The sequence below is a fragment of the Pseudolabrys sp. Root1462 genome (genome assembly GCF_001426945.1).
GTDB lineage: Bacteria > Pseudomonadota > Alphaproteobacteria > Rhizobiales > Xanthobacteraceae > Pseudolabrys.
In genome coordinates, this window is the sequence record NZ_LMFS01000001.1 from 944,365 (window position 1) to 970,515 (window position 26,151).

The window sequence follows — 26,151 nt, forward strand, 5'->3', positions numbered from 1 at the left end:
ATTTGATGACGCTCGATCTTCGTCTTTATGCGCTTGCCGATCCGGCGGTTGCCGGAGGACGCTCCTTGCCGGCACTCGCGGCGTTGATCGCGGACAGCGTGACGCTGGTTCAGTTGCGCGACAAGCACGGCTCGACGCGCGTCATGATCGAAGAGGCGCGCGACATCGCTTCGGTTCTCAAGCCGCGGGGCACGCCGCTCCTGATCAACGACCGCGTCGATGTTGCGCTCGCCGCCAAGGCTGACGGCGTGCATGTCGGCTGGGACGATATCGAGCCGGCGGACGCGCGCCGGTTGCTTGGGCCCGATGCCATCATCGGTCTCAGCATCAAGTCGATGAAGGAGGCCGCCGCCGCGCCGCTCGATCTTCTCAATTACGTTGCGATTGGCGGCGTCTACGCAACAAGTTCGAAGGACAACATCGCGGCGCCGATCGGCCCCGGCGGCCTGCGCGAGATCGCCGCCGCCATTCGCGCGCGCAAACCCGGGATGCCGATTTGTGCCATTTCTGGCATCGATGCCAGCAATGCCAGCGAAGTCGTCGAAGCCGGTGCCGATGGCGTCGCGGTGATCTCGGCGCTGTCGATGGCAAAAGATCCGGCCGTCGCAGGAAAAGAGTTGCGAAACGTCGTCGATCTTGCGTTGGCAAAGCGGGGCTCCGCATGATCCCGGTTGCCGTCACCATTGCCGGTTCGGACTCCGGCGGCGGCGCCGGCATCCAGGCCGACCTCAAGACCTTTGCCGCCAACGAAGTGTTCGGCACATCCGTCATCACGGCTTTGACGGCGCAGAACACGCAAGGCGTCTCGGCGATCCACGATGTGCCGCTGGTTTTCATCGCCGCCCAGATCGAATCCATTTTTTCCGACTTCGACATTGCCGCGGTCAAAATCGGCATGCTGTCTCGCGCCGAGACCATCCGCGTCGTCGCCGCCGAGCTGCGCCGCCGCCAGGCCAAACACATCGTGCTCGACCCGGTGATGGTGGCGACCTCGGGCGACCGGCTGCTCGCCGAGGACGCGATCGTGGCGCTGCGCACCGAACTGATGCCGCTCGCCGAGATCGTCACGCCCAACCTGCACGAAGCCGCGGCGCTGACCGGCCAGCCGCTCGCCGGCAGCGAGCGTGAGATGGAAGCGCAGGCCCGCGCCATCCTCGCCTTCGGCCCCGGCGCGGTGCTGATCAAGGGCGGCCACGGCACCAGCGACGAGGCCGTCGATCTCCTGGTCGACCGCAGCGGCGCGGTGACGCGCCTTGTCGCCAGGCGCATCGCCACGAAAAACACCCACGGCACCGGCTGCACGCTGTCGTCGGCGATCGCCGCCAACCTCGCCAAGGGCGATAGCCTCACCGACGCCGTGCGCGCCGCCAAGGACTACGTCACCGCCGCCATCGCCGCCGCCGATCAGCTCGGCGTCGGCCACGGCCACGGCCCGCTCAATCACTTTTACAAAACCTGGAGTCCGTCATGACGACACGCCGCCATTTCGCTTTCGGCGCCGGCCTTGCCGCCACTGCGGCGCTCGCCGCGCCGAGCATCGCGCGGGCGCAGACTGTGAAGTGGCGCATGGTGACGTCGTGGCCGAAGCGCTTGCCGGGCCCCGGTATGTCGGCCGAGCGCGTCGCCGAGCGCATCCGCGCGCTGTCGAACGGCCGCCTCGACATCTCGGTGATGGCGGGGGGGGAGATCGTGCCCGCCTTCGGCGTGCTCGAGGCCGTCGGCGGCGGCGTCGCCGAGATGGGCCACACCGCCTCGTTCTACTGGCAGGGCAAGATGGCGGCCGCGGTGTTCTTCACCACCGTGCCGTTCGGCCTGACGCCGGCCGAGCACGTCGCCTGGGTCGAGGCCGGCGGCGGCCAGGCGCTGTGGGACGATCTCTACAAGCCGTTCGGCGTCAAGCCGTTCATGGGCGGCAACACCGGCGTCTGCATGGGCGGCTGGTTTCGCCGCGAGGTGAAGAGTTTGGCCGAACTGCGCGGCCTCAAGCTGCGCTCGCTCGGCCTCGGCGGCGAGGTCTACCGCCGTCTCGGCGCCACGCCGCAGACCACGCCGCCGGCCGAGATCCTGACCTCGCTGCAATCCGGCGTCATCGACGGCGCCGAATTCGTCGGCCCCGGCACCGACATCGCGCTCGGCCTCTACCGCGTCGCGCCGTTCTACTACTACCCCGGCTTCAACAAGCCGAACGGCACCGGCGAGGCCATCGTGTCGCTGAAGGCCTGGGAGGCGCTGGCGCCCGACCTCAAGGCCATCGTCGCCCATGCCTGCGCAGCGGAAGCCAACTACGCGCTGGCCGAGATGGAGCGGCTCAACGCCGAGGCGCTGGCGGTGATGATCAAGGACCACAACGTCAAGCTGACGGCGTTTCCCGGCGACCTGGTGGCGGCGGCGCGCACCGAGGCCGACGCCGTGCTCGGCGACATGGCTTCGCGCGATGCGGCGACCGCCAAGGTGCACGAGTCCTACAAGGCCTTCCGCGCCCGCGTATCCGACTGGTCGCGGGTGTCGATCGAGGCGGTGCTGCGCGCGCGCATCGGCTGAAGCGTCTCGCGTCCAACGGCCCGTCCGTGCCGCCGCAGGCCGCGCGCCGTCGCCGGTTGTAAAATCAAAATAAACAACGGGCGCCGATCGGCCGCGCCGAGAGGCGCCGTTGCGGAATAAACAACGCGGCCGGTATCGCCGTGTTTAATCCGGCAACAAAATAAACAACTCGAATTCTCATTTAACCGGCCCTTAACCACTCCTGGTCCATCTCTATTAACCATACGCGGCATTCAAGCGCGTATGCGTCTTTCGCCAGCCAGGGGGGCTGGCCCGCGGCGGCCTCCGGCCGAGGCGGTTGTCCAGGGTTCAGCGCCATGACCTGCCGGTCTGGCACAGATGGAGAATTCAGATGAAGCGTCTATCGATGACGATGTCGATCGGCCTGTTGGTTGCGGCGATGGCAGCGCCATCGTTTGCCGCCGATCTGCCGCGTCCTTCCTACAAGGCGCCGATCTACGCGCCGAGCTATTACAACTGGACCGGCTTCTACGCCGGTATCAACGCCGGCTACGGCTTCGGCAAGTCCGACTGGTCGGGCGCGGGCGGCACCGGTTCGACCAAGCCGAAGGGCTTCATCGGCGGCGTGCAGCTCGGCTACAACCTGCAGACCGGTTCGTGGGTCTGGGGCCTGGAAGCCGACTTCGACTACAGCGCCATGAAGGGTTCGGATTCGGGCGGCACCGGCGTGTGCTCCGGCGCGGGCTGCGAAACCAAGCTGAAGTATTTCGGCACCGGCCGCGGCCGCCTCGGCTACGCCGGCTGGGACCGCTGGCTGCCTTACGTCACCGGCGGCGTCGCCTACGGCAACATCAAGGCGACCCCGGCGTTCGGCGGCGACTTCTCCAAGGGCAAGGTCGGCTGGACCGTCGGCGGCGGCGTCGAATACGCCGTGTTCGCCAACTGGACCACCAAGCTCGAATATCTCTACGCCGATCTCGGCAGCATCTCGGGCGGCACCCCGGGCAACGACGTGACCTTCAAGTCGCACCTCGTTCGCGCCGGTCTCAACTACCGCTTCTGAGACCAGCCAAGACCTAGAGCGCAGAACGCGCTTCGAATGCGAAAAGGGCCGGGGAGAAACCCCGGCCTTTTTTTTGTTGGGGCGCAGCAGAGAAGCGCATGTTGCTGTCAATGCCGGGCTATGTCCCGGCAATCCATGAGGCCTGCCCCCACGCAAGTCCGTACGAACATCTATGCGGATGTTCATCATGGATGCCCGGGACAAGCCCGGGCATGACGGCGGGAGAAGAGCGTCGCACGCGAGCTGCTGATGGACTTGCGGAAAATAGTCCTTGACAGCGTGACGCTGCTCGGCTAGAAAGTGCGCATGCTGGCGGTTCGCGCCCGGTTGAGCTTTTGGCTCCCGGTCCGGCCGCCTTCGTTTTTTCAAACACATTGCTGAAACGGAGTGTCCCATGACTCGACCGGGTCGTGCCGGCGGACGTGCGTCCGCCGGCCGCAAACATCCCAAGACGCCAGCGCAGACGCGATCCAGGACGCCATCCAGGACACGGTTCAAGCGCCGTTCGCCTTCGCCGATGGTTTTCACCGACGAATTGCTGGCCGACGCCCGGCGCCGCTACGAACAGACGGCGGAGGCCAAGAGCGCCATCGGCGCTGACCTCGGCATTGCGCCCTCAACCTTCAGCAGTCTTGCCACGCGCCTTGGCTGGACGCGGTTCGCGCCGCCGCCGCGCGGCCTGGATGCGGCGGCACGGCTCACTGCGAAATCGCAGGCCCTGGTCAAGGCGGCCGCGGCGGCCGAACCCGCCTACGACGACATGCCGATGGACACGGCGGCCCTGGTCGCCTGGCTGCAGCGCGAAATTCAGGCGCAGATCGGCATCGTCAAGCAGCTTCGCGAACAGGAGCGGGCGGAGCCGCTGACCGACGAGGCCGCCATCCGGCTGGCCCGCATTCTGAGTTCGCTCGCCGATGCCCTGACCAAACTCGACCGCCATACCGCAGGCGCCGCATGCGGGCCTGTCGAGCCTGACGATCTTCCGGAGAACATCGATGACATCCGTATCGACCTTGCGCGGCGCATTGACGCCTTCATTGCAAGCCGCGCCAACGCTGGACTTCCTGATGACGCTGCCGCCGCGGCTGCTGACGGCTTTCAATGACGACTTCATCACCCTTGCTCACCTGCATCAGGAGCCGCCGCGCGTTGCCAACAATGGCGGGCCGTGGACGACCTGGCTGATGCTGGGCGGGCGCGGCGCCGGCAAGACGCGTCTCGGCGCCGAATGGGTGCGCGCGCAGGCGATGGGGGCGCCGCCTTATGCCGAGCAGCGCGCGCTCAACATCGCGCTGGTCGGCGAGACCGCGCATGACGCGCGCGAGGTGATGATCGAAGGGCCGTCCGGAATCCTGCGTCATTGCCCGCGCAGCGAGCGGCCGTCATGGACCTCGACGCGGCGGCGGCTCGAATGGCCGAATGGCGCGGTGGCGACCACGTTCTCCGCCGAGGATCCCGAACAATTGCGCGGGCCGCAATTCGACGCCGCCTGGTGCGATGAACTCGCCAAGTGGCGCGCGCCCGACGAGACTTTCGACAATCTGCAATTCGGTCTTCGGCTCGGCCCGCGGCCGCGCCAGTTGGTCACCACCACGCCGAAGCCGATTGCGCTGATCAAGCGGCTCGTGATCGATCCGCGCACGGCGGTGACGCGCGCCTCGACCTATGCCAATGCCGCGCATCTGTCGCCGGCCTTCATCGAGGCGGTGATCGGCCGCTATGCCGGCACGCGCATCGGCCGGCAGGAGATCGACGGCGAGATCATCGAGGACCGCGCCGACGCGCTGTGGTCGCGCGATATGATCGAAGCCGCGCGCATCGCGGCGGCGCCGGCGCTGATGCGCGTCGTCATCGGCGTCGATCCGCCGGCTTCGTCGCGGCAAGGTGCGGACGCCTGCGGCATCGTCGCCGCCGGCATCGACGAGGGCGGCCTAGTTTATGTGCTGGAGGACGCGACGGTGCAGGGCCTTGCGCCTTCGGGCTGGGCCTCGCGCGCGGTGGCGTTGTATCGGCGGCTGGAGGCCGATGCGATCGTCGCCGAGGTGAACCAGGGCGGCGACATGGTGCGCGCGGTGCTGCACCAGATCGATCGCGCCGTGCCGGTGAAACAGGTGCACGCGACGCGCGCCAAGCATGTGCGCGCCGAACCCGTCGCCACGATGTACGAGCAGGGGCGGGTGAAGCATGTCGGCGCCAGCTTTGCCGCGCTCGAAGACGAGATGTGCGACTTCGGCGTTGGCGGCCTGTCCGGCGGCGCCTCGCCCGACCGCCTCGACGCGCTGGTGTGGGCGGTGACGGAGCTGACGAAGCGCGCGGAGAGGCCGGGGCCGCGGATCAGGGCGTTGTGGGATGACCCGCTCGTGCCGCCGTGGACGGGGTTCAGGAGGTAGGGGTAAGGCGGCAGGGCGGCCGCGCCAACCAAAGCCGGTCATCCCCGCGAAAGCGGGGATCCAGTCTTAAGGGAGGATGGCCAATGAAGGTTATAGTATTGTCAAATCAAGGTGACCTGCTGTGGTCTTATGAAGACACAGAAGGTCGACCATCTGGTTGCACAAGCAATGGCTACCTACAAGATGGTAGTCAGCATAAAATAATTGCAGTACTCGCTGCCTCTGTCGTTGAAGCGAGCGCACAGTTACGCGGCACGGTTCTTGAGATAACCGATGTTGTAGCGGATGTTGGCGCGGCCCCCGCCGAGGTCAATCGTCGTATTCCAATATCCATCGTGTGGGATCGCGATGCGAGCCGGTAGTCTTTGATAAAATCCGCCGTAGTAACGGTGCTGGCCGCCACGACGATAGTCCTGGAAGTTGGCGTCATCCATGACGCGCACATTACACTGATGATCGCATTCGACGATGACTATGTCGCCCGCGCTTAGAAATTCTCGAGAGTGGATGAAGTTAGACATCGAGTGTGTTTCCTTTTTTAAACTGAACCACGCCGCAGAAATGCGGCGTGGCTCGGAGGACCTTGCGGCCGCTTCACGGTTTAGCGGCCGGGCTTGTGCTTCGTCGGATCGACGAGCTTGTATTCCATGCCCGGCTTCGGGGTCGGCGGAAGCGGCTCGCCACGGGTCACGGTGCGTTCGTTACCGGTCCCGCCGCCGCGGGGGCCAAGCTGCTCATACTGACCAGAACGAGGGGCTTCTTGGCCCGGCTTGTAAGTCCTTGACATTTCTATAGTTCTCCAAAATTTGGCGGCAGGATTGCCAACGAATTCGTACAACTATAATTGGACGGTTGTCCTTCGTCAAGTCGTGTGGTACAAAATCGTCAGATGCGGCGTGGCTGAAAAGCCGCGCCGTCTCGATTCAAGGGGAATTCGAAATGACGCTTGCCGCCAAACTTAAAGAACTCAGACTGAGAAAAAATAAGTCATTGCAACAGGTTGCTGATGAGGTCGGCGCTTCCAAGAACCACATATGGGACTTGGAGACTGGCAAGAGCAAAAACCCGTCAATCGAATTGCTGACTAAAATCGCGAAGTGTTTTGGAGTTAGCGTTTCTGAATTGATCGGCGAGAATCCAACGGGGCCGAGTGAAGACCCTGGTGTCGTGGCAATGTATCGCGAACTGAAAGAGCTCAGCCCAAAGGATCGCGAGGCAATCCAATTAATGATGGATCATCTTAAATCTCGTATTTCTGGCAGCGAAAAATGAAGGTCACTCGGCTCGACTTAGACGGTGCTGGCTCTCCGATGGCTCTAGTCACCAAGATTTTGAAAGTTGAGACCGAGCTAAGAGCGCCAATTCCGATCGAGGATCTAGCTCGTCAACTGGATATAGAAAAAATAAGAGCGCTTGAGACAGAAGGCTTCGAAGGCGGCCTTCTCACCGATGAAAATCGTCAGTTCGGCATCATTTTAGTCAATGAAGGCGTGACGGAGGGGCGGCGGCGCTTCACGATTGGCCACGAGCTAGCTCACTTTCTAATTATTTCTCACGTGCCGGTGACACCCGGGAAGTTCTTATGTTCGCGACGCGACATGCTCCAGTGGTCTGAGAAAGAAACGACCCGATACGCGCGGATGGAATTCGAAGCAAACGAGTTTGCGGCATTAATTTTGATGCCTCCTCCGTTACTTCGCAAACATATTGGGGGAAGGGCGCCAAATTTGGCGGATGTCGAGAAAATTTCGAAAGATTTTATTGTCAGCAAAGATGCCGCTGCGCGCGCCTATAGTCGTTGCCATCACGAGAATATAGCGTTGGCAGTTGCCAAAGATGGAAAGATTCTGCGCTATTATCCCGGTGTCAACTTTCCATTTATAACCGCGCCGATTGGAAAGCCTGTCCCCCGAGGTTCCGTTTTTCATCGGTCTTCGCTTAAGCAGCGTGTGTCCAGCGATATCGTGCAGACAACCGCTGATAACTGGATTGATGTAGAGTATGGCCAACGGGCGCCTGATCTCTACGAACAGGTCTATCTCCAAAAGAATGGCTTTGCTTTAATCCTGCTATGGTTGGAGAGAACTGAAGGCGAAGACGAAGATTTCGATCCCGACGAGAATCGGACGTCGAAACAGCGCCTTCAGGATCGTCAGGCGCGCTGGTCGCGATAAAAAGCCCCGGGCTCGTCGGCCCGGGGTTCTGCATTTCAGCACTGGGTCCCGGCTTTTAGCGCAAGACGCGCTTCGCGCTTTTGCGCGGGGACGAACGGTGTGAGCCTCGCCCGTCCCGTCCTTACTTCTTGAACGCGACGATCTTCTGCTTCTGCTCGCCGAGGCCGTCGATGCCGAGCGTGACGACGTCGCCGGCCTTCAGGAATTGCGGCGGCTTCATGCCGAGGCCGACGCCCGGCGGCGTGCCGGTGATGATAATGTCGCCCGGCTCGAGCACGAACATCTGCGAGCAGTACCAGACGATGAACTCGCAATCGAACACCATGGTCTTGGTGTTGCCGCGCTGGCGCGGCTCGCCGTTGACGTCGAGCCACATGTTCAGCGTCTGCGGGTTCTTCATCTCGTCCTTGGTGACGAACCACGGGCCGATCGGCCCGAAGGTCTCGCAGCTCTTGCCCTTGCCCCACTGGCCGCCGGAGCGCTCGATCTGGAAGTTGCGCTCGGAGACGTCGTTGGCGAGGAAGTAGCCGGCGATGGCGTCCTTGGCTTTCGCCTTGTCGAGATAGCGCGCGCGCTTGCCGATGACGATGCCGAGTTCGATTTCCCAATCGAGCTTCAGCGATTCCTTCGGCACGATGGTGTCGTCGTTCGGGCCGCAGATCGACGAGGTGTGCTTCCAGAAGATCACCGGCTCCTTCGGCACGGCGAGGCCGGCTTCGGCGGCGTGGTCGGAGTAGTTCAGGCCGATGGCGACGAAGTTGCGCACGTTGCCCATGCAGGGGCCGAGCCGCGGCTTGCCGGACACCGGCTTCATGCGGGCGAGGTTGAGCTTCTTGATCTTGGCGAGACCGCCGGAGGCGAGCATGGCGCCGTCGATATCCTTCACGACGCGCGACAGGTCGCGGATTTTGCCGTCCTCGCCGATGATGCCGGGTTTTTCGCGGCCGGCGGCGCCGTAGCGGACGAGCTTCATGAGACGATCTCCCTTGGGGGTAGGTTTGTTGTTCGAGCCGGATGGCGGGAGGCGGGACTATGCGATGGCCCGCCGCGCCGGGCAAGGGTGCGGGCGGCGCAGTCGTCAGGCGGCGAGCCGCTTGATGCCGGCGCGCGCGGCGCGGATCACGTCGGGCACCGCCGCGTCGTTGTTCGGCGCCATGATGTGCACGCCGGCGACCTGCGGGATGGCGGCGAGTTCGCCGATCAGGTCGACGGCGATGGCCTTGCCCTCGGCGACCGGGTCGGCGGCTTTCTCCAGCCGCTCGACATAGGCGTCGGGGATGATGGTGCCGAACAGCTTGTCCTTCATCCAGCGCGCCGATTTCGCCGAGCGCAGCGGCGCGATGCCGATGATGACCTTGAGCTTGTCGGCGATCCCGTGTTCGGCCAGCCGCGCCATGTAGCGGGCGGCGATGCCGGCATCCATGCAGAACTGGGTCTGGGCGAATTGCGCGCCGGCGGCGACCTTGGCGGCGAGGCCCTTCGGCTCCCAGCCGGCCGGCGGATCGATCGGGGAGTCGGCGGCGCCGAGCAGGAAGCGGGCGGTGCCGGCGACCTTGCGGCCGCTCGGCAGTTCGTTGCCGTCGCGCAGCTTGCGCGCGGTTTCCAGCAGTTGCCGGGCGTCGAGATCGAACACCGGCTTGGCGTCGGGCTGGTCGCCGGCCGACGGATCGTCGCCGCGCAGGATCAGCAGGTTGTGCACGCCGCTGGCCGCCGCGCCCATCAGTTCGCTCTGCAGCGCGATGCGGTTGCGGTCGCGGCAGGTGAGCTGGAGGATCGGCTCGATGCCGGCCTCGACCAGGATCGCCGCCGCCGACAGCGCGCCCATGTGCGGCCGGGCGCCGGCGCCGTCGGTGACGTTGACCGCGTCGGCGAGACCCTTGAGCGGCGCCGCCTTGGCCATCAGATCGGCGCGGTCGAACGACACCGGCGGCGTGATCTCGGCGGTGATGACGAAACGGCCGGCGTTGAGCTTCTGCTGCAAGGTGGTCATGGGCTCGGTCATGGCAGGGGAGTCGCAGAAATCATTGGACATGGCAATATGGAGTTGGCAAGCGCAGGGATGCCATGACTTTTCCGCTGCGGCCCACCCGACGGGGCCGCGGTGAATAGGGCAGGAGCGCCGGATGTCTTTAGTGCAATCCCTCGACGAGGCGCTAAGCGCCATCACCGACGGCATCATGCTGGTGGTGCCGCGCGAAGTCTGCGGCGTGCCGATGGCGGCGACGCGCGCGCTGATCCGCCGCGGCGTCAAGGATCTGCATCTGGTGGCGCTGCCCACCTCGTCGATGCAGGCCGACATGCTGATCGGCGCCGGCTGCGTCAAGACGCTGGAGACCAGCGCCGTCAGTCTCGGCGAACTCGGCGCCGCGCCGCGCTTCACCAGCGCCGTGCTCAAGGGGCAGGTCGCGATGAAGGACGCCACCTGTCCGGCGCTGCACGCCGCATTGCAGGCGGCGGAGAAGGGCGTGCCGTTCATGCCGCTGCGCGGGCTCATCGGCTCCGACGTGCTGAAATATCGCGATGACTGGAAGGTGATCGATTCACCGTTCGGCAATTCCGATCCGATCGTGCTGCTGCCGGCGATCAACCCGGACGTCGCGCTGTTCCACGCGCCGCTCGCTGACGAGTACGGCAATGTCTGGATCGGCCGGCAGCGCGAACTCGTCACCATGGCGCATGCGTCGAAACGCACCATCGTTACCGTGGAGAAGATCGAGAAGCGCAATCTGCTCGACGATCCGCTCTACGCCGCCGGCACGCTGCCGGGCTTCTATGTCGATGCCATTGCGGTCGCCGAGAACGGCGCCTGGCCGCTGCCGCTGCCGGATACGTACAAGGCCGATGGCGAGCACCTGGCGCTGTACGCCAAGATGGCGGCGAGCGAAGAGGGGTTTAGAGAGTATGTCGGAAAGTATGTCCTCGCGATGCAGGTAGCCTGACGAATTGTCGTCCCCGCGAAAGCGGGGACCCATACGCCGTTTACTCTCGATGGCGCGGTGGCTATGGGTCCCCGCCATAGGCGTTCTGGAAGAACGCCGTCCCTTGGACGGCTATGCGCGGGGACGACAGAAGAGAAATAGTGTTACCCATGACCTTCCTCCCCGAAGAGCTGCTCGCCGACCAGATCGCCAACTTCATCGGCGACGTGCGTCACGTCGCGGTCGGCAATGCCTCGCCGATTCCGGCGACTGCGGCGCTGCTGGCGCGCGAGCGCGGCAAGTTGCAGGGTTTGGGCCGGCCCTATGTGTCGCTGCTCGGCAGCGCCAAGAACACGTTCTGGACCGACGGCGGCCGCGAACTGTTCGACTGCGCCGGGCAGGGCCGCATCGATGTGTTCTTTCTGTCCGGCGGGCAGATCGACGGCGAAGGCAACATCAACCTGGTCGAGATCGGCGACCACGCTCATCCCAAGGTGCGCTTTCCCGGCTCCTACGGATCGGCCTATCTCTATTACGTGGTGCCGAAGGTCATTCTGTTCCGCACCGAGCATTCGCGGCGCACACTGGTGCCACGCGTCGATTTCATCAGCGCGGCGGGCAGGAGCGAGCCGAACGTCCACCGCACCGGCGGGCCGGTGGCGCTGATCACCAATCGCTGCCTGTTCACCTTCGCCGATGGCCGCTTCACGCTTGTGAGCGTGCATCCCGGCCACACGGTGGAAGAAGTGATCGAGCATACCGGCTTCGACTTCGAGCGACCGTCCGTGGTGCCGGAGACGCCGGCGCCGACCGACGAGACCCTGAAGCTGATGCGGGACAAGGTGGCGCCGCAGCTCGCGACGCTCTATCCGCAATTCACGGCCAAGGTGTTCGAGCACCGGGAAAGCGCGCTGCTCGGCTGATGGCGCCGCTGCCACTGGCGCCGGTCGTTGCACCGCACTAAATTCGGCCCATGTCCGATTCAATGTCCGATTCAACGCTTCCTGCCGCTTCCTCAGGTCCACTCCGCACCGCGACCGCCTGGCTGGCCTGGCCCGGGCTGCTGGCGATCTGCATCGCCATCATGGCCTATGGCTTCGCGGTGGAGATGCCGGCGCTGTTCTTCAACGTTGCCTATCTGCTGCTGGCGCTCGCGCTCTACGCGCTGGAGCAGACCATGCCGCACGAGCGGGTGTGGAATGAGAACGACGGCCAGACCTTCGCCAACATCGCGCATACGCTGACCAGCAAGGGCGTGGTGCAGGCGGCGGTGATCTTCTCCACCGTCATCGGCATCTCGACCTATGTGACGCCGGCATCCGAGCCGGGCTACGGCATCTGGCCGCGCACCTGGCCGATGGCGCTCCAGGTCATCCTCGCCATCGCCGCCGCCGAGTTCGGCCTCTACTGGGCGCACCGCATCGCGCATGAATGGCCGTGGCTGTGGCGTTTCCATGCCGTGCATCACAGCGTGACGCGGCTCTGGATCGTCAACACCGGGCGTTTCCATTTCGTCGACAGCTTCAAGAGCATCGCCATCGGCATGGCGATCCTGCTGGCGCTCGGCGCGCCGATGGAAGTGCTGATCTGGCTATCGGCCATCACCGCCTTCGTCGGCATGCTCACGCATTGCAACGTCGACATGAAGTTCGGGCCGCTGTCGTGGTGGTTCAACACGCCGGAACTTCATCGCTGGCATCACAGCAAGGACCTGCGCGAGGGCAACAAGAACTACAGCGAGAACATCATGCTGTGGGACCACGTCTTCGGCACGTTCTACAACGCCCGCGACTACCGCCCGCCGGTCGACATCGGCATTCAGGAGGAGATGCCGCCCGGCTTCCTCCAGCAGCTCGCCTGGCCATTCAAGCGGCGCTGAGTTTTGGCGCCGGCGCCTCAGTTTTTGTTGCGGTGCGAAAAACGCCGACGCTCATAAGTCCTCGTCATTCATCATTGCCCGTTGACGAGGCCGGGCGGTGTTCTGTTGCAGCGCCGGTTCCGTCCGCTGTGGCGGCCGGGACACAGGGCGAAACTATGTTGCTAAAGCGGGGGGTAGAAGGCGCCATTGCGGCAACAACGCGTTGCCAGCTAATGCGAGTCTCGTCACGATGTTCTCCATCAAGCGCCACGAAAACAGGGCGCGAACGGACGGGGGACGGCGAATGGCCAAGTTTCAGGGTAGGAAGAGAGCACTTCTTCTGAGCGGCGCGAGCTTCGGCTTGCTGCTGGCGGCGAGCGCCGCGGCCAATGCCGGCGGCTTTGCGCTGCGTGAGCAGAGTGCATACGGGCAGGGCGCTTCCTTCGCCGGCATCGCCGCCGGCGGCGCACTGTCGTCGATGTTCTGGAATCCGGCGACGATGACGCAGCAGAAGGGCCTGCAGTTCGAGCAGGTCTTCACCGCCGTCATGCCGTATGCGTCGCACTCGCCGAACTCGACCAGCACCTTCGCGGCCTTCGGCGGGGCGGGCGATTCCGGCGACGATGCGGTGGTGCCGGCCGGCTACATTTCGTGGCAGGCGACCGACCGCCTCTGGCTCGGCATGGCGATGAACTCGCCGTTCGGCCTGAGCGTCAGCTTCCCGGACCGCTGGGCCGGCCGCACTTACGCCGAGAACACGGCGCTGCGCACCTATAACTTTACGCCGACCGTCGCCTTCGAAATGAACAAGTGGATCAGCTTCGGCGCCGGCGTTCAGATTCAGTACGCCACCGCCGGCTTCACCAGCGGTCTGCCGGTGAACAACGCCGGCGTCTCGGGCGCCGCGTCGCTGACCAACACCGCCAATCTGCAGCTCAACGGCTGGGGCTACGGCTTCGTCGCCGGCGTGACGATAACGCCGACGCCGACCACCACGATCGGCATCGGCTATCGCTCGGCGATCAACCAGAAGGCCGACGGCAGCCTGTCGCTCCCGGCCGGCGGCATTTTCGGCGCGCCGCTTTCGACGCCGGGCGGCATCGAAACGACGCTCAACTTGCCGGACAGCCTGACCCTGGGTCTGCGCCAGCGCCTGACCCGGCAGTGGACGCTGTTGGCCGGCTTCGAGTGGACCAACTGGAGCCGGATCGGTACCTCGCAGATCACGCAGACCGCGAACGGCGCACCGGCCCGCATCGCCGGCACCGCCGTGACGATCCCGTTCGAGTACAAGGACGGCTACTTCTACTCGCTCGGCGCCGAATACGAATGGAACGAGCGGCTGACGCTGCGCTCGGGTATCGCCTACGAGAAGAGCCCGATCGTCGATCAGGTGCGCACGCCGCGCCTGCCGGACAACGATCGCTTCTGGCTGTCGGCCGGCCTGACCTACCGGGTCACGCCCAAGCTGTCGCTCGATCTGGCCTATTCGCACCTGTTCGTGAAGGACACGTCGGTCGCGCTCGGGCCGGGCACCGGCAACCCGTCTTCGTCCACGATCTCGTACTCCGGCTCGGTCGACTCGCATGTCGATATCGTGTCGCTCGGCATCCGCTACCGCTTCGACGATCCGGTCGTCCCGGTGAAGCAGGTCTATCACAAGTAAGCGCGGCACTTCCCCGCGAACGCGAAAAGGCCGGCAGCGATGCCGGCCTTTTTGATTCCTGACGGGTGCCGCGCTCAGAACGCGGTCGGGATCGTGCCGCCGTCGATCAGCAGGTTCTGTCCGGTGATGTAGCCCGCATGCGACGAGCACAGGAAGGCGCAGGCCGCGCCGAACTCCTCCGGCTGGCCGAAGCGGCGCGCCGGGATGGTGTTGATGCGCGCTTGCGCCGCCTCGTCGAACGACTTGCCGCTCGCCGCCGACGCCTTGGTCAGCACGCTCTTGAGCCGGTCGGTGTCGAAGGCGCCGGGCAGGATCGAATTGATGGTGACGTTCTTGTCGGCGACGGTGCGGGCGACGCCGGCGATGAAGGCGGTCAATCCGGCGCGCGCGCCCGACGACAGATCGAGACCGGCGAGCGGCGCCTTCACCGAGCTCGAGGTGATGTTGATGATGCGGCCGAAGCCGCGCGCCGCCATCGGATCGATGACCTTCTGAATGAGTTCGATGGCGACCACCATGTTGGCGACGACGCCATCGAGCATCATCTCGCGCGTCAGTTCGCGGAAGTTGCGCGGCGGCGGGCCGCCGTTGTTGTTCACCAGGATGTCGGGTGAGGGGCAGGCGGCGAACAGCGCCTTCTGGCCGTCCGGCGTGGCGACGTCGGCGACGACCGGGATGGCCTTGCTGCCGGTCGCCTTGGCGATCTCCGCGGCGGTGGCCTCGACGGTCCTGGCGTCACGGCCGTTGATCACGACCTCGACGCCGGCCTCGGCCAGCGCGAAGGCGCAGGCCTTGCCGAGCCCGCGGCTCGACGCGCAAACGATGGCCTTGCGGCCGGCGATACCAAGATCCATGGGATTTTTCCTCGACGCTCGAAGCAGGAGCTACACTGATAGGACACGGCGCCGTGGGGTCAAGCATGGCGTGGGGCCGCCTTTGCGGCATTGGCTAGCCTTCACCCTCCGCCTCCAGGGGAGGGTGAAGAGTAGCCCCCCTGTCGCCGAACTGTCGCAGAGGCTTGCTACGGCAAAAGCATGACCGGGCCAACGATTCGAGGGGCTTTCATGCTGCGCGATCCCGCCAAAGACGTCATGGAAAAAGCCTATGCCAAGTGGGCGCCGGTCTACGACATGCTGTGCGGCCCGGTGTTCCTCAACGGCCGGCGCGCCGCGGCGAAAGCGGCGCATGAAGTCGGCGGCCGCATCCTCGAGATCGGCGTCGGCACCGGCCTGTCGTTCGACGACTATGACCACACCACCGAAATCACCGGCATCGATATTTCCGAGCCGATGATCGCGCGGGCGCGCGAGCGCCTCGCCACCGGGCGCTATCCCTTCGTCAAGGAGCTGCGCGTGATGGACGCCAGCGCGCTGGATTATCCCGACGCGTCGTTCGACTGCGTCGTCGGCCAGTTCGTCATCACGCTGGTCGATAATCCGGAGCGCGTGCTGTCGGAATGCGCGCGCGTGCTGCGGCCCGGCGGCCAGATCATTCTCGTCAATCATCTTTATTCGGAGAAGGGCCTCGCCGCCGCGGTCGAGCGGCTGCTGGCGCAGAAGGCGCGCAAGCTCGGCCTGCGTCCCGAGTTTCCGTTCCAGCGTCTCGCCGACTGGGCTTCGCGTCACGGCGGCGCCGAACTGATCGAGCGGCGCAAGGTCAAGCCGTTCGGTGTTTATACGCTGGTGCGGTTCCGGCGGGCGGAAGCGCAGAGCGTCGCGGCGTAAGCGTCCTGTCTTGCTCTCCCCTCCCAGGGGAGGAAGAAACAACGTCGTCACACCACTGTCACATGACTTTGCTAATGGGCCGAGACATGAAGCAATACCTCCGAAAGGTCGCGCCGTGACGGACAACGCCACGCGGCGCTTTCGCGCGCTTTTCATCTCCGACGTTCATCTCGGCACCCGCGGTTGCCAGGCCGACAAACTGCTCGACTTCCTGCGCCATCACGAGGCCGACACCGTTTATCTGGTCGGCGACATCGTCGATGGCTGGGCGCTGCGCTCGTCCTGGTACTGGCCGCAGGCGCATAACGACGTGGTGCAGAAGCTGCTGCGCCAGGCGCGCAAGGGCGCGCGGCTGATCTACATCCCCGGCAACCACGACGAATTCCTGCGCGGCTATTACGGCACGCATTTCGGCGGCATCGAGGTGGTCGAGCACATCGTCCACGAAGGCGCCGACGGCAAGCGCTACTTCGTCGTGCACGGCGACATGTTCGATCTCGTCGTCACGCAGGCGCGCTGGCTGGCGCTGCTCGGCGACAAGGCCTACGACTTCGCCATCAAGGCCAATCGCGTGTTCAACGCGATGCGCCGCATCTTCGGCGCGCCGTACTGGTCGCTGTCGAAGTGGGCGAAGATGAAGGTGAAGAACGCCGTCAACTATATCGGCGCCTTCGAGAAGGCGCTGGCCAATGAGGCCAAGCATCACCAAGTCGACGGCGTGATCTGCGGCCACATCCACACCGCGGCGCTGCACGACGACTTCGGCCTGCGCTACATCAATTGCGGCGACTGGGTCGAGAGCTGCACCGCGGTCGGCGAAAATGCCGACGGCACCTTCGAAATCATCACCTGGATCCACGACGGCCGTCAGAGCGCGCCGCTCGAGATCGCGGCGCAAGCACAGGCGGCATAGCACACGATGAAAATTCTCATCGTGACCGACGCCTGGCATCCGCAGGTCAACGGCGTCGTGCGCACGCTCGGCCAGGTGGCGCAGGAAGCGACCAACTTCGGCGTACCCGTCGCCATCCTCAGCCCGGCCGAATTCCGCACCGTGCCGATGCCGAGCTATCCGGAAATCCGCCTGGCGCTGACCGGGCCGGGCGCCATGGAACGCCGGTTAGAGGCCATCGCGCCGGACGCCATCCATATCGCGACCGAAGGCCCGCTCGGCCATGCCATGCGCCGCGTCTGCATCCGCCGCGGCCTGCCGTTCACCACGAGCTTTCATACCCGCTTTCCCGATTACGTCGCCGAGCGCGTCACAATCGCGCCGAAGTGGTCGGGCGACCTGACCTGGGCGTGGCTGCGCCGCTTCCATTCGCAGAGCGCCGCGGTGCTGGCGGCGACGCCGACCCTGGTCGCCGAGCTGGAAGGCCGCGGCTTCCGCAACGTCAAGCTCTGGCAACGCGGCGTCGATGCGGCCTTGTTTCATCCCGAGCGCCAGCCGGCGCTTGGCGGCGGGCTGAGCGATCTGCCGCGGCCGATCTTTCTCACCGTCGGCCGCGTCGCGGTGGAAAAGAACCTCGAGGAATTTCTCAAGCTCGATCTGCCCGGCACCAAGCTCGTGGTCGGCGACGGTCCGGCGCGCGATCATCTGACGAAGAAGTATCCCGGCGCGGTGTTCGTCGGCGCCAAGCACGGCGCCGAACTCGCCGACATCTACGCGGCGGCCGATGTCTTCGTATTCCCGAGCCGCACCGACACCTTCGGTCTGGTGCTGCTCGAGGCGCTGGCGAGCGGCGTGCCGGTGGCTGCGTTTCCGGCGGCGGCGCCGCGCGACGTGATCGGCAGCGCGCCGGTCGGCTGTCTCGATGAGGATCTCAAGGCGGCCTGCCTCACGGCGCTCGCGCTCGACCGCGCGGCGTGCCGCGACTTCGCGCGCGGCCTGACCTGGGAAGCCACCGCCCGAACTTTCGTCAAGCACGTCACCGAAGCGACGCAGAAGCCGCGCCGGCGACGCGATCGCGACCGCGCGGCGGCCTGACCGGCGAGTTCCCTCGCATCCACAAGCCCAAAGGCGCGCTTGCCGCCCGGGAGTGCCGGGCGTAGCCTTCGCGCATGGGCCATATCGACCAGAAACTGCTGCCGACCGCCGCCGACGTCGAAGCCGCGGTCACGCGTCTCAAGGGCGTCGCGGTGCGGACGCCGCTGATCAACACGCCGGTGCTCGACGAGCGGCTTGGCGCGCGCGTGTTTCTCAAGGCCGAGATCCTGCAGCGCACCGGCTCGTTCAAATTCCGCGGCGCCTATAATCGCATTTCGCAAATTCCCGCCGAGCGCCGCGCCGCCGGCGTCGTCGCTTATTCGTCGGGCAATCACGCGCAGGGCGTCGCCGCTGCGGCCAAGCTGCTCGGCATGCCGGCGACCATCGTCATGCCGGACGACGCGCCGAAGGCCAAGCTCAGCCGCACCCGCGCTTTGGGTGCCGAGGTCGTGACATACGACCGCGTCGGCGGCGCCGACCGCGCGGCGATTGCCGAGCGCATCGTCAAGGAGCGCGGCGCAACGCTGGTGCCGCCGTACGACGATCCGCAGATCATCGCCGGGCAGGGCACCATCGGCGTCGAGATCGCGGAGGATCTCGACAGACTCGGCCTCAAGCCGGACATCGTCGTCGTCGGTGCATCGGGCGGCGGATTGGCCGCCGGCGTGTCGCTCGGCATCAAGTCGCGCGCGGCGTCGGCGCGGCTGTTCACCGCCGAGCCGAAGGACTTCGACGACACCTTGCGCTCGTTCGTGCGCGGCGAACGCGTCGCCAACGAGAAGATCACGGGCTCGATCTGCGACGCGTTGATGAGCAACACGCCGGGCGAGTGGACCTTCCCGATCAACAAGGAACTGATCGGGCAGGGCATTGCGGCGAGCGACGAGGAAGTCGCCACCGCGGTGCGTTATGCGTTCAACGAATTGAAGCTGGTGGTCGAGCCGGGCGGCGCCATCGGTCTTGCCTCGCTGCTGGCCGGCAAACTCGACGGCATCGTCGATATCCGCGGCAAGACCGTGGTCGCCATCCTGTCCGGCGGCAATGTCGATCCCGAGATGTACGCCAAGCTGATCGCGGGCTGAGGGCAAGTCAGCCTGCTCATTGTCATTCCGAAACTATGGAATCGGGGCTCGCGACCTCAAGGTCGCGCCCCGGAATGACCACGTGCACTTTTCGCGGGGACGAACGAAGCTTTTACGTAAACAGCGCGATGCGCTCGTCGTCGCTCAGCGACAGGATCGGCGCCAGCGGGTCGGCGACTTCGATCTTGCCGATCGTGAGCGGTGCGGCGCCCGGCGGCGTCGGCCGTTGCAACTGTTCGACCAGCGCCTCGATGGCGGTGATCGTCATGCCGGCGGAAGCGGCCGGCGCCATCTGCGTGATCGGCGGCGTCGGCAATTGCGGCGCGGGATGCGAAGCGTCGTCGCCGGCGATCGTCACCTCGGCCTCGACCGTCAGATCGTCGAGCCACAGTTCGTAGGTCTCGACTTCGCCGGCGGCGGCAATGCGGCCGGACTCGCCGGTGCTCGCTGGCGCGGTGTCGATCTTCGCTTGCGGCTTTACCGCAGGCGGCGCGATCTGTTCAGCCGCGGCCGCCGGTGCGGCTGCAACAACCGGTTCGAATGTCGCCGCGCTGGGCGCTGCGGCTGTTGGCTCGGCAACCACTGCCGGCGCTTCCGGCGCAGCCTTCAATTCCGGCGGCTCAGCCTTCAACTCAATCTTCGGCTCGGACTTTGCCTCAATCTTCGCCTCAACCTTCGGCGCAGCGACCGGCGGCGGCGACAACTCGCTCCACGCCGCGCGTTGCTCCGGTGCTTCGGCCTTGCCCGGCGCCGAGGCCGGCCTTGCCGCCTGCTGGGCGTGATAATCGAACTCGACCTTCGGAATGACGATCGCCTCGGGCGCCTTGGCGACCGGCGCGGCTTTCTCCGCCACCGGCGCTTCGGCGACGCGCGGCGTCTGCACCAGCGCGACCGGTGCGGCGGGCGCCGCGGCGAGCGGCTGCGGGATCGGCAATTCCGGTTGCTCCGGCGGCGGCACCGCGGCGAGCGCTTCGAGCGCGCGCAACTCGTCCGGCATCGTCACCAGCGCTTCGAGACGCGCCTGGGTGAAATCGATCAGCGCCGACAGGGTCGCTGCCTTGATGGCGCTCGGGCTGTTCTCGGTCTGCGGCTTCGCCGTGCGCAGCGTGTCGAGCAGCGCGCGCAGATCCTGACGGATGCGGTCGCCGTCGGCGGCCGGCTTCTGCGTGCGCGCCGTTTCCTCGAGCCGGTTCAGCGCCTCAAGCACGACTTCGGTATCGGCATGGCGATTGCGCCGGGCGTATTCCTGCAGGAAGGCGCGGCCGCGCGCGCTCGCGCCCAGCGCCTGACAGAACGACTGATAATCGTCCTCGGCAACCGTGGCCGCCGACGCCTCGCGTCGCAGCGCTGAGTTCTCGTTGGCCGACATCGAGGCCATGATGAGCGCCGTCCAGTCCCTGCTAGCCATAGGAAATTTCCACTCGGCCGTTTATCAATCATGCGACCTGATTCGGCCAGCGCTCCGCCGCCCTTGGCCACCGCTGAATTCCGTAGCTGAATCAAGGCACTGCCGGAGCCGAGCCCGCCGATGCGGCCTCACTTGCCTCTGCTGTCGAGCGACACCGGCTTTGCGGCGCGCAGCGCCGCGTTCTACGCCGCGCTGTTCATCCTCAGCGGCATCGTGCTGCCGTTCTTTCCGCTGTGGCTCAAGGCCAAGGGCGTCGAAACCGCGCTGATCGGCATCATCCTGGCGGCGCCGCAGCTCGTGCGCATCGTCGCCATTCCGCTGGCGACCGCCAATGCCGACCGCAGGGACGCCCTGCGCGGCACCATCGTCACACTGAGCGCGCTCAGCGTCGCCGGTTACGCGCTGGTGGCCTGGGCGGAGGGCGGTCTCGTCATCCTGTGCGCCTATGCCTTGACGGCGTTCGCGACGACGCCGGTGATGCCGCTGCTGGAGACCTACACCTTGCGCGGGTTGGGAGCGCGCGGCCGCGCCTATGGTCCGGTGCGGCTGTGGGGTTCGGTGGCCTTCATCTTCGGTCTGTTCGGCGCCGGTTTTGCCGCCGACGTGCTGTCGGCGCGCAGCCTGATCTGGCTGATCGTGGCGGCGAGCGCAGTCGCGCTGGCGATGGCGGTCAATCTCGTGCCGGTGTCGGCCGGCGAGCCGGAGTCGGCGGCGACGTCCCGCGCGCCGAAGCGCCTGCTGCGCGATCGCGCCTTCCTCGTCGTCGCGGTGTCGGCCGGACTGACGCAAGCGAGCCACGCCGTCTACTACGCCTTCTCCGCGCTCGACTGGCGCAATGCCGGTCTCGACGGCACGGCGATCGCCGCGTTGTGGGCGCTCGGCGTGATCGCCGAGATCATCCTGTTCGCCGTGTCGCACCGGCTGCCGGCATTCCTGACCCCGAGTTTATTGCTGATGATCGGCGGCGCCGGCGCCGTCCTGCGCTGGACCGTCATGGCCTTCGAACCGCCGGTGGCGCTGCTGCCGCTGTTGCAGCTTCTGCATGCGCTGAGCTTCGGCATGACGTATCTCGGCGCGCTGTTCTTCACGCATCGCCGCGCGCCGCCGGGGCAGGCGGCGACCGCGCAAGGTTATCTCGCTGTTGTGCTCGGCGTCACCGCGGCCTGCGCCACGGCCGCTTCGGGCTGGCTCTATGGCGCCTTCGGCGACAAGGCCTACGCCGCGATGGCGCTAGTGGCGGTCGTTGGCTGCGCTTATGGCGCTGTAGCGGAGCGCACGGCGCGTCGCATGGCTCGCGATGCGGCGTGAAGCGCGGCGTTCGCTGCGCGCTTCGGCGCGGCGGTCGACACGCTGGCGCGCCGGCGTCGTCTCGGCGCGGCGGGTTTCCGCGCGCGCGCCGCACTCGCTGACGATGCCGTGCATCGAGGCGCCCTGCATGTAGATCATCTTGCGCGACAGCCCGCCGTTGCGGTTGATCCAGCGGCGCACGTCCTTCGGATAGATATTCCACAAGGCCTGGGTGCCGGGCGCGCTCGTCACCGGCGTGCCATCGGAGTCGGGCATCCACGCGGCATGGAAACCAAACCGTGCGCGCGGCGTTGCACAAATACGCGAGCGCGGGATCAGGCCGAGAACCAGCGTGCAGGCCGACAGGCAGTTGCCGTCGATCATGACGCTCTCGCCCGACGAGCGCAGTACGGCGAAGGCTTGCAGGTAATGACCGATCTGGCCGCCGCGGTCTTCAGCGATGCGCATCGTTGCCGAAGCCGGCGTGGTCAAAACCGACGCCACGGCAATCGCACCTAGCAAAGTGCCTTTGAACCACATCCCCCGTCCCCGTCGTCGGCATGCGATATTGACTCAAGTGTAGACCGAACTGGGTGATGACGGAAAGGTTTGGTTAACCAAATTCAGGGGGAAGTTCGTGAACAAAATCAGGTATTTGAATTGAGGCCGAAGTTCCATTTTGGAACAGGTTGCGCGGCGGTCGGCTTGTTTGATCGTGCAGCGGCCCAATCCTCGGCGGCGGCGCCGACGCAATCCTCGGCCATTTGCAACAGCTTACGCGCCATCGCCGAGTCGGTCGTCGCCATGGCCATCTCCCGGCACAGGCCGGCATGCACCAGCAGGCGCTCGGCAATTTTCGAATATTGCGGTGGCATTGGCGCGATCCCTGACCGGGCGTGTTTTGCCGCAGGCGGCGCGAGCGCGCATTGACCAAACGCAAGGGTTGCGGGCCGGGATCTATCCCCAGAGCGCCGGCTCCGGCGGATCGACGCGGCTGCCGGTGTAATGCAGGCCCGGCGTGCGGTCGCGGGCCAGCAGCAGCGGACCGTCGAGGTCGGTGAAGCGGGCGCGCTGCGCCAGCAGCACCGCCGGCGCCATGGCGAGCGAGGTCGCGACCATGCAGCCGGCCATGATGATGAAGCCGGCCTGCGCCGCGGCTTCCGCCATGGCGAGCGCTTCGGTCAGGCCGCCGGCCTTGTCGAGTTTGATATTCACCGCGTCGTATTTGCCCTTGAGCGCGGCGAGTGAAGCGCGGTCGTGCACGCTCTCGTCGGCGCACACCGGGATCGGCCGGGCAATGCGCGACAGGGCATCGTCGCGGCCTTCGGGCAGCGGCTGTTCGACCAACACCACGCCGGCATCGGCGCAGGCCTTGAGATTGGCGGCGAGGCGATCCTCGTTCCAGCCTTCATTGGCATCGACCACCAGCGCGGCGTTCGGCGCGGCGGCACGCACCGCGGCGATGCGCGCCGGATCGCCGCCGTTAGTTTCATCGCCGCCGAGCTTGATCTTGAGCAGCGGACGCGCCGCCGCGGCGGCGGCCGCACCGGCCATGGTGGCCGGATCGGACAGCGAGATGGTGAAAGCGGTGGTGAGCGGGCCGGGTTGCGGCAGACCGGCGAGCTGCCAGACCCGGCGGCCGCTGCGCTTGGCTTCATAGTCCCAGAAGGCGCAATCGAGGGCGTTGCGCGCTGCGCCAGGCGGCATCGCGCCTTGCAGCCCGATTCGGTCGAGGCCCGCGTGCAGCGATTCGCGCATCGCCTCGAGCGCCGCGGTGACGCTGTCGATGCTCTCGCCGTAGCGGGCATAGGGCACGCATTCGCCGCGACCTGTCGTCTCACCGTCATCGACGGCGGCCATGACAACGACCGCCTCGGTCTTGGCGCCGCGGCTGATCGAGAACGAGCCGGCGATGGGAAACCGCTCGACTGTGACCGCAAGGCCAAGGGCAAGAGGGCGGCGAGGGGCCAAGGCGCAACCTTTCCGAGAAGGTCCAAAACGGGACGAAGTGGGGATATCCGGGCGGCGGGGGCCCGGTCAAACCCACGCCGGGGCTTAAATCGGCGCGAAGAGGCTGGCCGGGGGAGGGAATCGCCCTTATGTCCCTTATCCTGAGGGCTGGAGCGTTGCGGTGAAAAACGGTCAATTCCTGCGCGAAAACCTGCAAGGCGACCGGCTGGCGCTCACCGGCGCCGGCGTCTGGACCGCGGCCGACGCGCGGGCGCTGGAAGCGCAGATCGACCGCCTCGGCCGCAGCCACCCGGCCGTGAAGAGCGTCACCATCGACATGGCGCCGGTCGAGCGGCTCGACACTTTCGGCGCCTGGCTGCTGGAGCGGCTGGTCCGCGCCTTCGAGGCGCGCGGCGGCAAGGTCGAGGTCACCGGCCTCAAGGCGGATTATCGCGGGCTGATCGACGAGATGCGTGCGGTCAAGCTCGACGATCTCGACCGCCGCCGCGGCGGCACGCCGCTCAGCTACGCGCTGTCGTCGATCGGCGAGAACATCGTCTCGGTCGGACATTCCTTCGTCGCCATCGTCAACATGTTCGGCGCGCTGGTGACGGCGATCCTGCGCGTCCTCAAGCGGCCGCTGTCGTTCCGCATGACGTCGCTGATCCACCAGGTGGATATGGTGGCGTGGCGCGCGGTGCCGATCGTCCTGCTCATCACCTTCCTGATCGGCTGCATCATCGCCCAGCAGGGCCTGTTTCATTTCCGCAAGTTCGGCGCCGACGTCTATGTCGTCGACATGGTCGGCATTCTGGTGCTGCGCGAACTCGGCGTGCTGATCGTCTGCATCATGGTCGCCGGCCGCTCCGGATCGGCCTACACCGCCGAACTCGGTTCGATGAAGATGCGCGAGGAGATCGACGCGCTGCAGACCATGGGCTTCGATCCGATCGAGGTGCTGGTGCTGCCGCGCATCCTGGCGCTGATCATCGGCGTGCCGATCCTGACCTTCATCGGCTCGATGGCCGCGCTGTATGGCGGCGGGCTGGTGTGCTGGCTCTATGGCGGCATCGCGCCCGACATCTTCCTGTCGCGGCTCAAGGAGTCGATCGCGCTCAACACTTTCGAAGTCGGCATGATCAAGGCGCCGTTCATGGCGCTGGTGATCGGCGTCGTCGCCTGCGTCGAAGGCCTCGCGGTCAAGGGCTCCGCCGAATCGCTCGGCCGCCAGACCACCGCCTCGGTGGTCGAAGCCATTTTCCTCGTCATCGTCATGGATGGCCTGTTCGCCATCTTCTTTGCCTCGATCGGGATGTAAGCGATGGCGGCAGCGACAAACGGCGGCAGGGAAGTGGTGATCGAGGCGCGCGGCGTCGAAGTCGGCTTCGGCGATCGCCTGGTGCTCAAGGGCGCCGACCTCGACGTCTATCGCGGCGAGATCCTCGGCTTCGTCGGCGGCTCCGGCGCCGGCAAATCGGTGCTGATGCGCACCATCATCGGCCTCATCAAGAAGCGCTCCGGCACCATCAAGGTGTTCGGCAGCGATCTCGACGCGCTCGGCGACGACGAGCGGCGCGCCATCGAGCGGCGCTGGGGCGTGCTGTTTCAGCAGGGCGCGCTGTTCTCATCGCTGACGGTGATGGAGAACCTGCAGTTCACGGTGCGCGAAAACCTCAAGCTGCCGCAGCGCCTGATGGACGAACTGGCGGTGGCCAAGCTGGAGATGGTCGGACTCGACGCCAGCGTTTGCCGCAAATACCCCTCGGAACTCTCCGGCGGCATGACCAAGCGCGTGTCGCTGGCCCGGGCGCTGGCGCTCGATCCGGAGATCGTGTTCCTCGACGAGCCGACCTCGGGTCTCGATCCGATCGGCGCCGGCGACTTCGATACTCTGATCGCCACATTGCAACGCACTTTGGGGCTCACGGTATACATGGTAACGCACGACCTCGACAGTTTGAGCACGGTCTGCGACCGCATCGCGGTGCTGTTCGACGGCAAGGTGATCGCCGCCGGAACCATGGAGACCATGCTCAAATCCGAGCATCCGTGGATGAAAGAATACTTCCGAGGCAAGCGCGCGCGGGCCGCGATGGGCGCCCGCGCCGCGGCCCTGCCGGCTAGCAGCGGCTGAACTGGAGT

Annotated in this window: 28 protein-coding genes; 19 read left to right on the forward strand and 9 right to left on the reverse strand. The window is 65.9% G+C overall.

The genetic code is table 11. The annotated features are described in order from the left end of the window. Positions 1–5: 5 nt before the first annotated feature. The 6 genes from thiE (at position 6) to ASD45_RS04470 (ending at position 5,955) form a co-directional block, all read left to right on the forward strand. Entirely contained in the window at positions 6–665 is a 660-nt protein-coding gene (thiE, locus tag ASD45_RS04445; protein ID WP_056910382.1) for a thiamine phosphate synthase, read from the forward strand. Next, a complete protein-coding gene (thiD, locus tag ASD45_RS04450) occupies positions 662–1,471 on the forward strand; it encodes a bifunctional hydroxymethylpyrimidine kinase/phosphomethylpyrimidine kinase (protein WP_056910383.1) in 810 nt (269 codons plus the stop codon). Before thiE ends, thiD begins: the two co-directional genes overlap by 4 nt. Then, positions 1,468–2,541: a TRAP transporter substrate-binding protein gene (locus ASD45_RS04455; RefSeq protein WP_056910384.1), complete on the forward strand. Its 1,074-nt coding sequence runs from the start codon at positions 1,468–1,470 to the stop codon at positions 2,539–2,541. The genes thiD and ASD45_RS04455 overlap by 4 nt, the downstream gene beginning before the upstream one ends. 352 nt (positions 2,542–2,893) lie before the next feature. Continuing rightward, on the forward strand, positions 2,894–3,565 hold the full coding sequence (locus tag ASD45_RS04460) for an outer membrane protein (RefSeq protein ID WP_056910385.1): 672 nt from the start codon (positions 2,894–2,896) through the stop codon (positions 3,563–3,565). 517 nt (positions 3,566–4,082) lie between these two features. Next, on the forward strand, positions 4,083–4,670 hold the full coding sequence (locus ASD45_RS04465) for a hypothetical protein (protein WP_056910386.1): 588 nt from the start codon (positions 4,083–4,085) through the stop codon (positions 4,668–4,670). After that, positions 4,633–5,955, forward strand: a complete 1,323-nt coding sequence (locus ASD45_RS04470) for a terminase family protein (protein ID WP_056910387.1) — start codon at positions 4,633–4,635, stop codon at positions 5,953–5,955. The genes ASD45_RS04465 and ASD45_RS04470 overlap by 38 nt, the downstream gene beginning before the upstream one ends. 245 nt (positions 5,956–6,200) lie before the next feature. Here ASD45_RS04470 and ASD45_RS04475 read toward each other — a convergent pair whose 3' ends face one another. Together ASD45_RS04475 and ASD45_RS24150 are read right to left on the reverse strand one after the other, a co-directional pair. Then, on the reverse strand, positions 6,201–6,476 hold the full coding sequence (locus ASD45_RS04475) for a DUF1883 domain-containing protein (protein ID WP_056910388.1): 276 nt from the start codon (positions 6,474–6,476) through the stop codon (positions 6,201–6,203). Between the two features lie 80 nt (positions 6,477–6,556). Continuing rightward, complete coding sequence (locus ASD45_RS24150) at positions 6,557–6,742, reverse strand: YjzC family protein (RefSeq protein WP_056910389.1); 186 nt, start codon at positions 6,740–6,742, stop codon at positions 6,557–6,559. Positions 6,743–6,894: 152 nt separating this feature from the next. On the opposite strand from ASD45_RS24150, the gene ASD45_RS04485 reads away from it, so the two are divergent. Together ASD45_RS04485 and ASD45_RS04490 are read left to right on the forward strand one after the other, a co-directional pair. Then, positions 6,895–7,227: a helix-turn-helix transcriptional regulator gene (locus ASD45_RS04485; protein ID WP_056910390.1), complete on the forward strand. Its 333-nt coding sequence runs from the start codon at positions 6,895–6,897 to the stop codon at positions 7,225–7,227. After that, positions 7,224–8,129, forward strand: a complete 906-nt coding sequence (locus ASD45_RS04490; RefSeq protein ID WP_056910391.1) for an ImmA/IrrE family metallo-endopeptidase — start codon at positions 7,224–7,226, stop codon at positions 8,127–8,129. The genes ASD45_RS04485 and ASD45_RS04490 overlap by 4 nt, the downstream gene beginning before the upstream one ends. A gap of 121 nt (positions 8,130–8,250) precedes the next feature. Here the strand turns inward: ASD45_RS04490 and ASD45_RS04495 are convergent, their stop codons facing one another. Next, the gene (locus ASD45_RS04495) at positions 8,251–9,102 is read right to left on the reverse strand and encodes a fumarylacetoacetate hydrolase family protein (protein ID WP_056910392.1); all 852 of its coding nucleotides are present in this window, start codon (positions 9,100–9,102) and stop codon (positions 8,251–8,253) included. 105 nt (positions 9,103–9,207) lie between these two features. Continuing rightward, entirely contained in the window at positions 9,208–10,131 is a 924-nt protein-coding gene (locus tag ASD45_RS22940; protein WP_056910393.1) for a methylenetetrahydrofolate reductase, read from the reverse strand. A 121-nt stretch (positions 10,132–10,252) separates the two neighbouring features. On the opposite strand from ASD45_RS22940, the gene ASD45_RS04505 reads away from it, so the two are divergent. The 4 genes from ASD45_RS04505 (at position 10,253) to ASD45_RS04520 (ending at position 14,571) form a co-directional block, all read left to right on the forward strand. Continuing rightward, positions 10,253–11,068: a CoA-transferase gene (locus ASD45_RS04505; protein WP_056910394.1), complete on the forward strand. Its 816-nt coding sequence runs from the start codon at positions 10,253–10,255 to the stop codon at positions 11,066–11,068. A gap of 149 nt (positions 11,069–11,217) precedes the next feature. Continuing rightward, positions 11,218–11,970, forward strand: coding sequence for a CoA-transferase (locus tag ASD45_RS04510; protein WP_056910395.1), 753 nt, complete (start codon positions 11,218–11,220; stop codon positions 11,968–11,970). Between the two features lie 50 nt (positions 11,971–12,020). Beyond that, entirely contained in the window at positions 12,021–12,926 is a 906-nt protein-coding gene (locus ASD45_RS04515) for a sterol desaturase family protein (protein ID WP_200949632.1), read from the forward strand. Positions 12,927–13,209: 283 nt separating this feature from the next. Continuing rightward, positions 13,210–14,571, forward strand: a complete 1,362-nt coding sequence (locus ASD45_RS04520) for an outer membrane protein transport protein (protein WP_056910396.1) — start codon at positions 13,210–13,212, stop codon at positions 14,569–14,571. A gap of 74 nt (positions 14,572–14,645) precedes the next feature. On the opposite strand, the gene ASD45_RS04525 is transcribed toward ASD45_RS04520, so the two are convergent. Continuing rightward, a complete protein-coding gene (locus ASD45_RS04525; protein WP_056910397.1) occupies positions 14,646–15,425 on the reverse strand; it encodes an SDR family oxidoreductase in 780 nt (259 codons plus the stop codon). Positions 15,426–15,635: 210 nt separating this feature from the next. On the opposite strand from ASD45_RS04525, the gene ASD45_RS04530 reads away from it, so the two are divergent. The 4 genes from ASD45_RS04530 to ASD45_RS04545 all read left to right on the forward strand — a co-directional run bounded on the left by ASD45_RS04530 (position 15,636) and on the right by ASD45_RS04545 (position 19,364). Beyond that, positions 15,636–16,295: a class I SAM-dependent methyltransferase gene (locus ASD45_RS04530; protein ID WP_056910398.1), complete on the forward strand. Its 660-nt coding sequence runs from the start codon at positions 15,636–15,638 to the stop codon at positions 16,293–16,295. 115 nt (positions 16,296–16,410) lie between these two features. Then, positions 16,411–17,208 carry a UDP-2,3-diacylglucosamine diphosphatase gene (locus ASD45_RS04535; RefSeq protein ID WP_056910399.1) on the forward strand — a complete coding sequence of 266 codons (798 nt, stop codon included), beginning with the start codon at positions 16,411–16,413 and terminating at the stop codon, positions 17,206–17,208. A 6-nt stretch (positions 17,209–17,214) separates the two neighbouring features. Next, on the forward strand, positions 17,215–18,282 hold the full coding sequence (locus ASD45_RS04540; RefSeq protein ID WP_056910400.1) for a glycosyltransferase family 1 protein: 1,068 nt from the start codon (positions 17,215–17,217) through the stop codon (positions 18,280–18,282). A gap of 74 nt (positions 18,283–18,356) precedes the next feature. After that, positions 18,357–19,364, forward strand: coding sequence for a threonine/serine dehydratase (locus tag ASD45_RS04545; RefSeq protein ID WP_056910401.1), 1,008 nt, complete (start codon positions 18,357–18,359; stop codon positions 19,362–19,364). Between the two features lie 112 nt (positions 19,365–19,476). Here ASD45_RS04545 and ASD45_RS04550 read toward each other — a convergent pair whose 3' ends face one another. Then, positions 19,477–20,772: a hypothetical protein gene (locus ASD45_RS04550; RefSeq protein ID WP_156380707.1), complete on the reverse strand. Its 1,296-nt coding sequence runs from the start codon at positions 20,770–20,772 to the stop codon at positions 19,477–19,479. 120 nt (positions 20,773–20,892) lie between these two features. On the opposite strand from ASD45_RS04550, the gene ASD45_RS04555 reads away from it, so the two are divergent. Continuing rightward, a complete protein-coding gene (locus ASD45_RS04555) occupies positions 20,893–22,080 on the forward strand; it encodes an MFS transporter (RefSeq protein WP_056910403.1) in 1,188 nt (395 codons plus the stop codon). Here ASD45_RS04555 and ASD45_RS04560 read toward each other — a convergent pair. From ASD45_RS04560 to dgcA, 3 genes are all read right to left on the reverse strand, one after another. Next, positions 22,003–22,563 (reverse strand): hypothetical protein, encoded by a 561-nt coding sequence (locus ASD45_RS04560; protein WP_200949634.1) that lies wholly within the window; start codon positions 22,561–22,563, stop codon positions 22,003–22,005. The genes ASD45_RS04555 and ASD45_RS04560 overlap by 78 nt on opposite strands. A 143-nt stretch (positions 22,564–22,706) precedes the next feature. Then, positions 22,707–22,934 (reverse strand): hypothetical protein, encoded by a 228-nt coding sequence (locus ASD45_RS04565; protein WP_056910404.1) that lies wholly within the window; start codon positions 22,932–22,934, stop codon positions 22,707–22,709. An 82-nt stretch (positions 22,935–23,016) separates the two neighbouring features. Then, the gene (gene dgcA / locus ASD45_RS04570) at positions 23,017–24,030 is read right to left on the reverse strand and encodes an N-acetyl-D-Glu racemase DgcA (RefSeq protein ID WP_056910405.1); all 1,014 of its coding nucleotides are present in this window, start codon (positions 24,028–24,030) and stop codon (positions 23,017–23,019) included. A 160-nt stretch (positions 24,031–24,190) separates the two neighbouring features. Between dgcA and ASD45_RS04575 the strand changes: the two genes are divergently transcribed. Beyond that, on the forward strand, positions 24,191–25,327 hold the full coding sequence (locus ASD45_RS04575; protein WP_056910406.1) for an MlaE family lipid ABC transporter permease subunit: 1,137 nt from the start codon (positions 24,191–24,193) through the stop codon (positions 25,325–25,327). Positions 25,328–25,330: 3 nt separating this feature from the next. Then, positions 25,331–26,143, forward strand: a complete 813-nt coding sequence (locus tag ASD45_RS04580) for an ABC transporter ATP-binding protein (protein WP_056910407.1) — start codon at positions 25,331–25,333, stop codon at positions 26,141–26,143. Positions 26,144–26,151: the final 8 nt, after the last annotated feature.

Bases quoted from the DNA above. Each gene is read 5' to 3' on its own strand.
- thiE (WP_056910382.1), top strand. From the start codon at position 6: ATGACGCTCGATCTTCGTCTTTATGCGCTTGCCGATCCGGCGGTTGCC.
- thiD (WP_056910383.1), top strand. From the start codon at position 662: ATGATCCCGGTTGCCGTCACCATTGCCGGTTCGGACTCCGGCGGCGGC.
- ASD45_RS04455 (WP_056910384.1), top strand. From the start codon at position 1,468: ATGACGACACGCCGCCATTTCGCTTTCGGCGCCGGCCTTGCCGCCACT.
- ASD45_RS04460 (WP_056910385.1), top strand. From the start codon at position 2,894: ATGAAGCGTCTATCGATGACGATGTCGATCGGCCTGTTGGTTGCGGCG.
- ASD45_RS04465 (WP_056910386.1), top strand. From the start codon at position 4,083: ATGGTTTTCACCGACGAATTGCTGGCCGACGCCCGGCGCCGCTACGAA.
- ASD45_RS04470 (WP_056910387.1), top strand. From the start codon at position 4,633: ATGACGCTGCCGCCGCGGCTGCTGACGGCTTTCAATGACGACTTCATC.
- ASD45_RS04475 (WP_056910388.1), bottom strand. From the start codon at position 6,476: ATGTCTAACTTCATCCACTCTCGAGAATTTCTAAGCGCGGGCGACATA.
- ASD45_RS24150 (WP_056910389.1), bottom strand. From the start codon at position 6,742: ATGTCAAGGACTTACAAGCCGGGCCAAGAAGCCCCTCGTTCTGGTCAG.
- ASD45_RS04485 (WP_056910390.1), top strand. From the start codon at position 6,895: ATGACGCTTGCCGCCAAACTTAAAGAACTCAGACTGAGAAAAAATAAG.
- ASD45_RS04490 (WP_056910391.1), top strand. From the start codon at position 7,224: ATGAAGGTCACTCGGCTCGACTTAGACGGTGCTGGCTCTCCGATGGCT.
- ASD45_RS04495 (WP_056910392.1), bottom strand. From the start codon at position 9,102: ATGAAGCTCGTCCGCTACGGCGCCGCCGGCCGCGAAAAACCCGGCATC.
- ASD45_RS22940 (WP_056910393.1), bottom strand. From the start codon at position 10,131: ATGACCGAGCCCATGACCACCTTGCAGCAGAAGCTCAACGCCGGCCGT.
- ASD45_RS04505 (WP_056910394.1), top strand. From the start codon at position 10,253: ATGTCTTTAGTGCAATCCCTCGACGAGGCGCTAAGCGCCATCACCGAC.
- ASD45_RS04510 (WP_056910395.1), top strand. From the start codon at position 11,218: ATGACCTTCCTCCCCGAAGAGCTGCTCGCCGACCAGATCGCCAACTTC.
- ASD45_RS04515 (WP_200949632.1), top strand. From the start codon at position 12,021: ATGTCCGATTCAATGTCCGATTCAACGCTTCCTGCCGCTTCCTCAGGT.
- ASD45_RS04520 (WP_056910396.1), top strand. From the start codon at position 13,210: ATGGCCAAGTTTCAGGGTAGGAAGAGAGCACTTCTTCTGAGCGGCGCG.
- ASD45_RS04525 (WP_056910397.1), bottom strand. From the start codon at position 15,425: ATGGATCTTGGTATCGCCGGCCGCAAGGCCATCGTTTGCGCGTCGAGC.
- ASD45_RS04530 (WP_056910398.1), top strand. From the start codon at position 15,636: ATGCTGCGCGATCCCGCCAAAGACGTCATGGAAAAAGCCTATGCCAAG.
- ASD45_RS04540 (WP_056910400.1), top strand. From the start codon at position 17,215: ATGAAAATTCTCATCGTGACCGACGCCTGGCATCCGCAGGTCAACGGC.
- ASD45_RS04545 (WP_056910401.1), top strand. From the start codon at position 18,357: ATGGGCCATATCGACCAGAAACTGCTGCCGACCGCCGCCGACGTCGAA.
- ASD45_RS04550 (WP_156380707.1), bottom strand. From the start codon at position 20,772: ATGGCTAGCAGGGACTGGACGGCGCTCATCATGGCCTCGATGTCGGCC.
- ASD45_RS04555 (WP_056910403.1), top strand. From the start codon at position 20,893: ATGCGGCCTCACTTGCCTCTGCTGTCGAGCGACACCGGCTTTGCGGCG.
- ASD45_RS04565 (WP_056910404.1), bottom strand. From the start codon at position 22,934: ATGCCACCGCAATATTCGAAAATTGCCGAGCGCCTGCTGGTGCATGCC.
- ASD45_RS04580 (WP_056910407.1), top strand. From the start codon at position 25,331: ATGGCGGCAGCGACAAACGGCGGCAGGGAAGTGGTGATCGAGGCGCGC.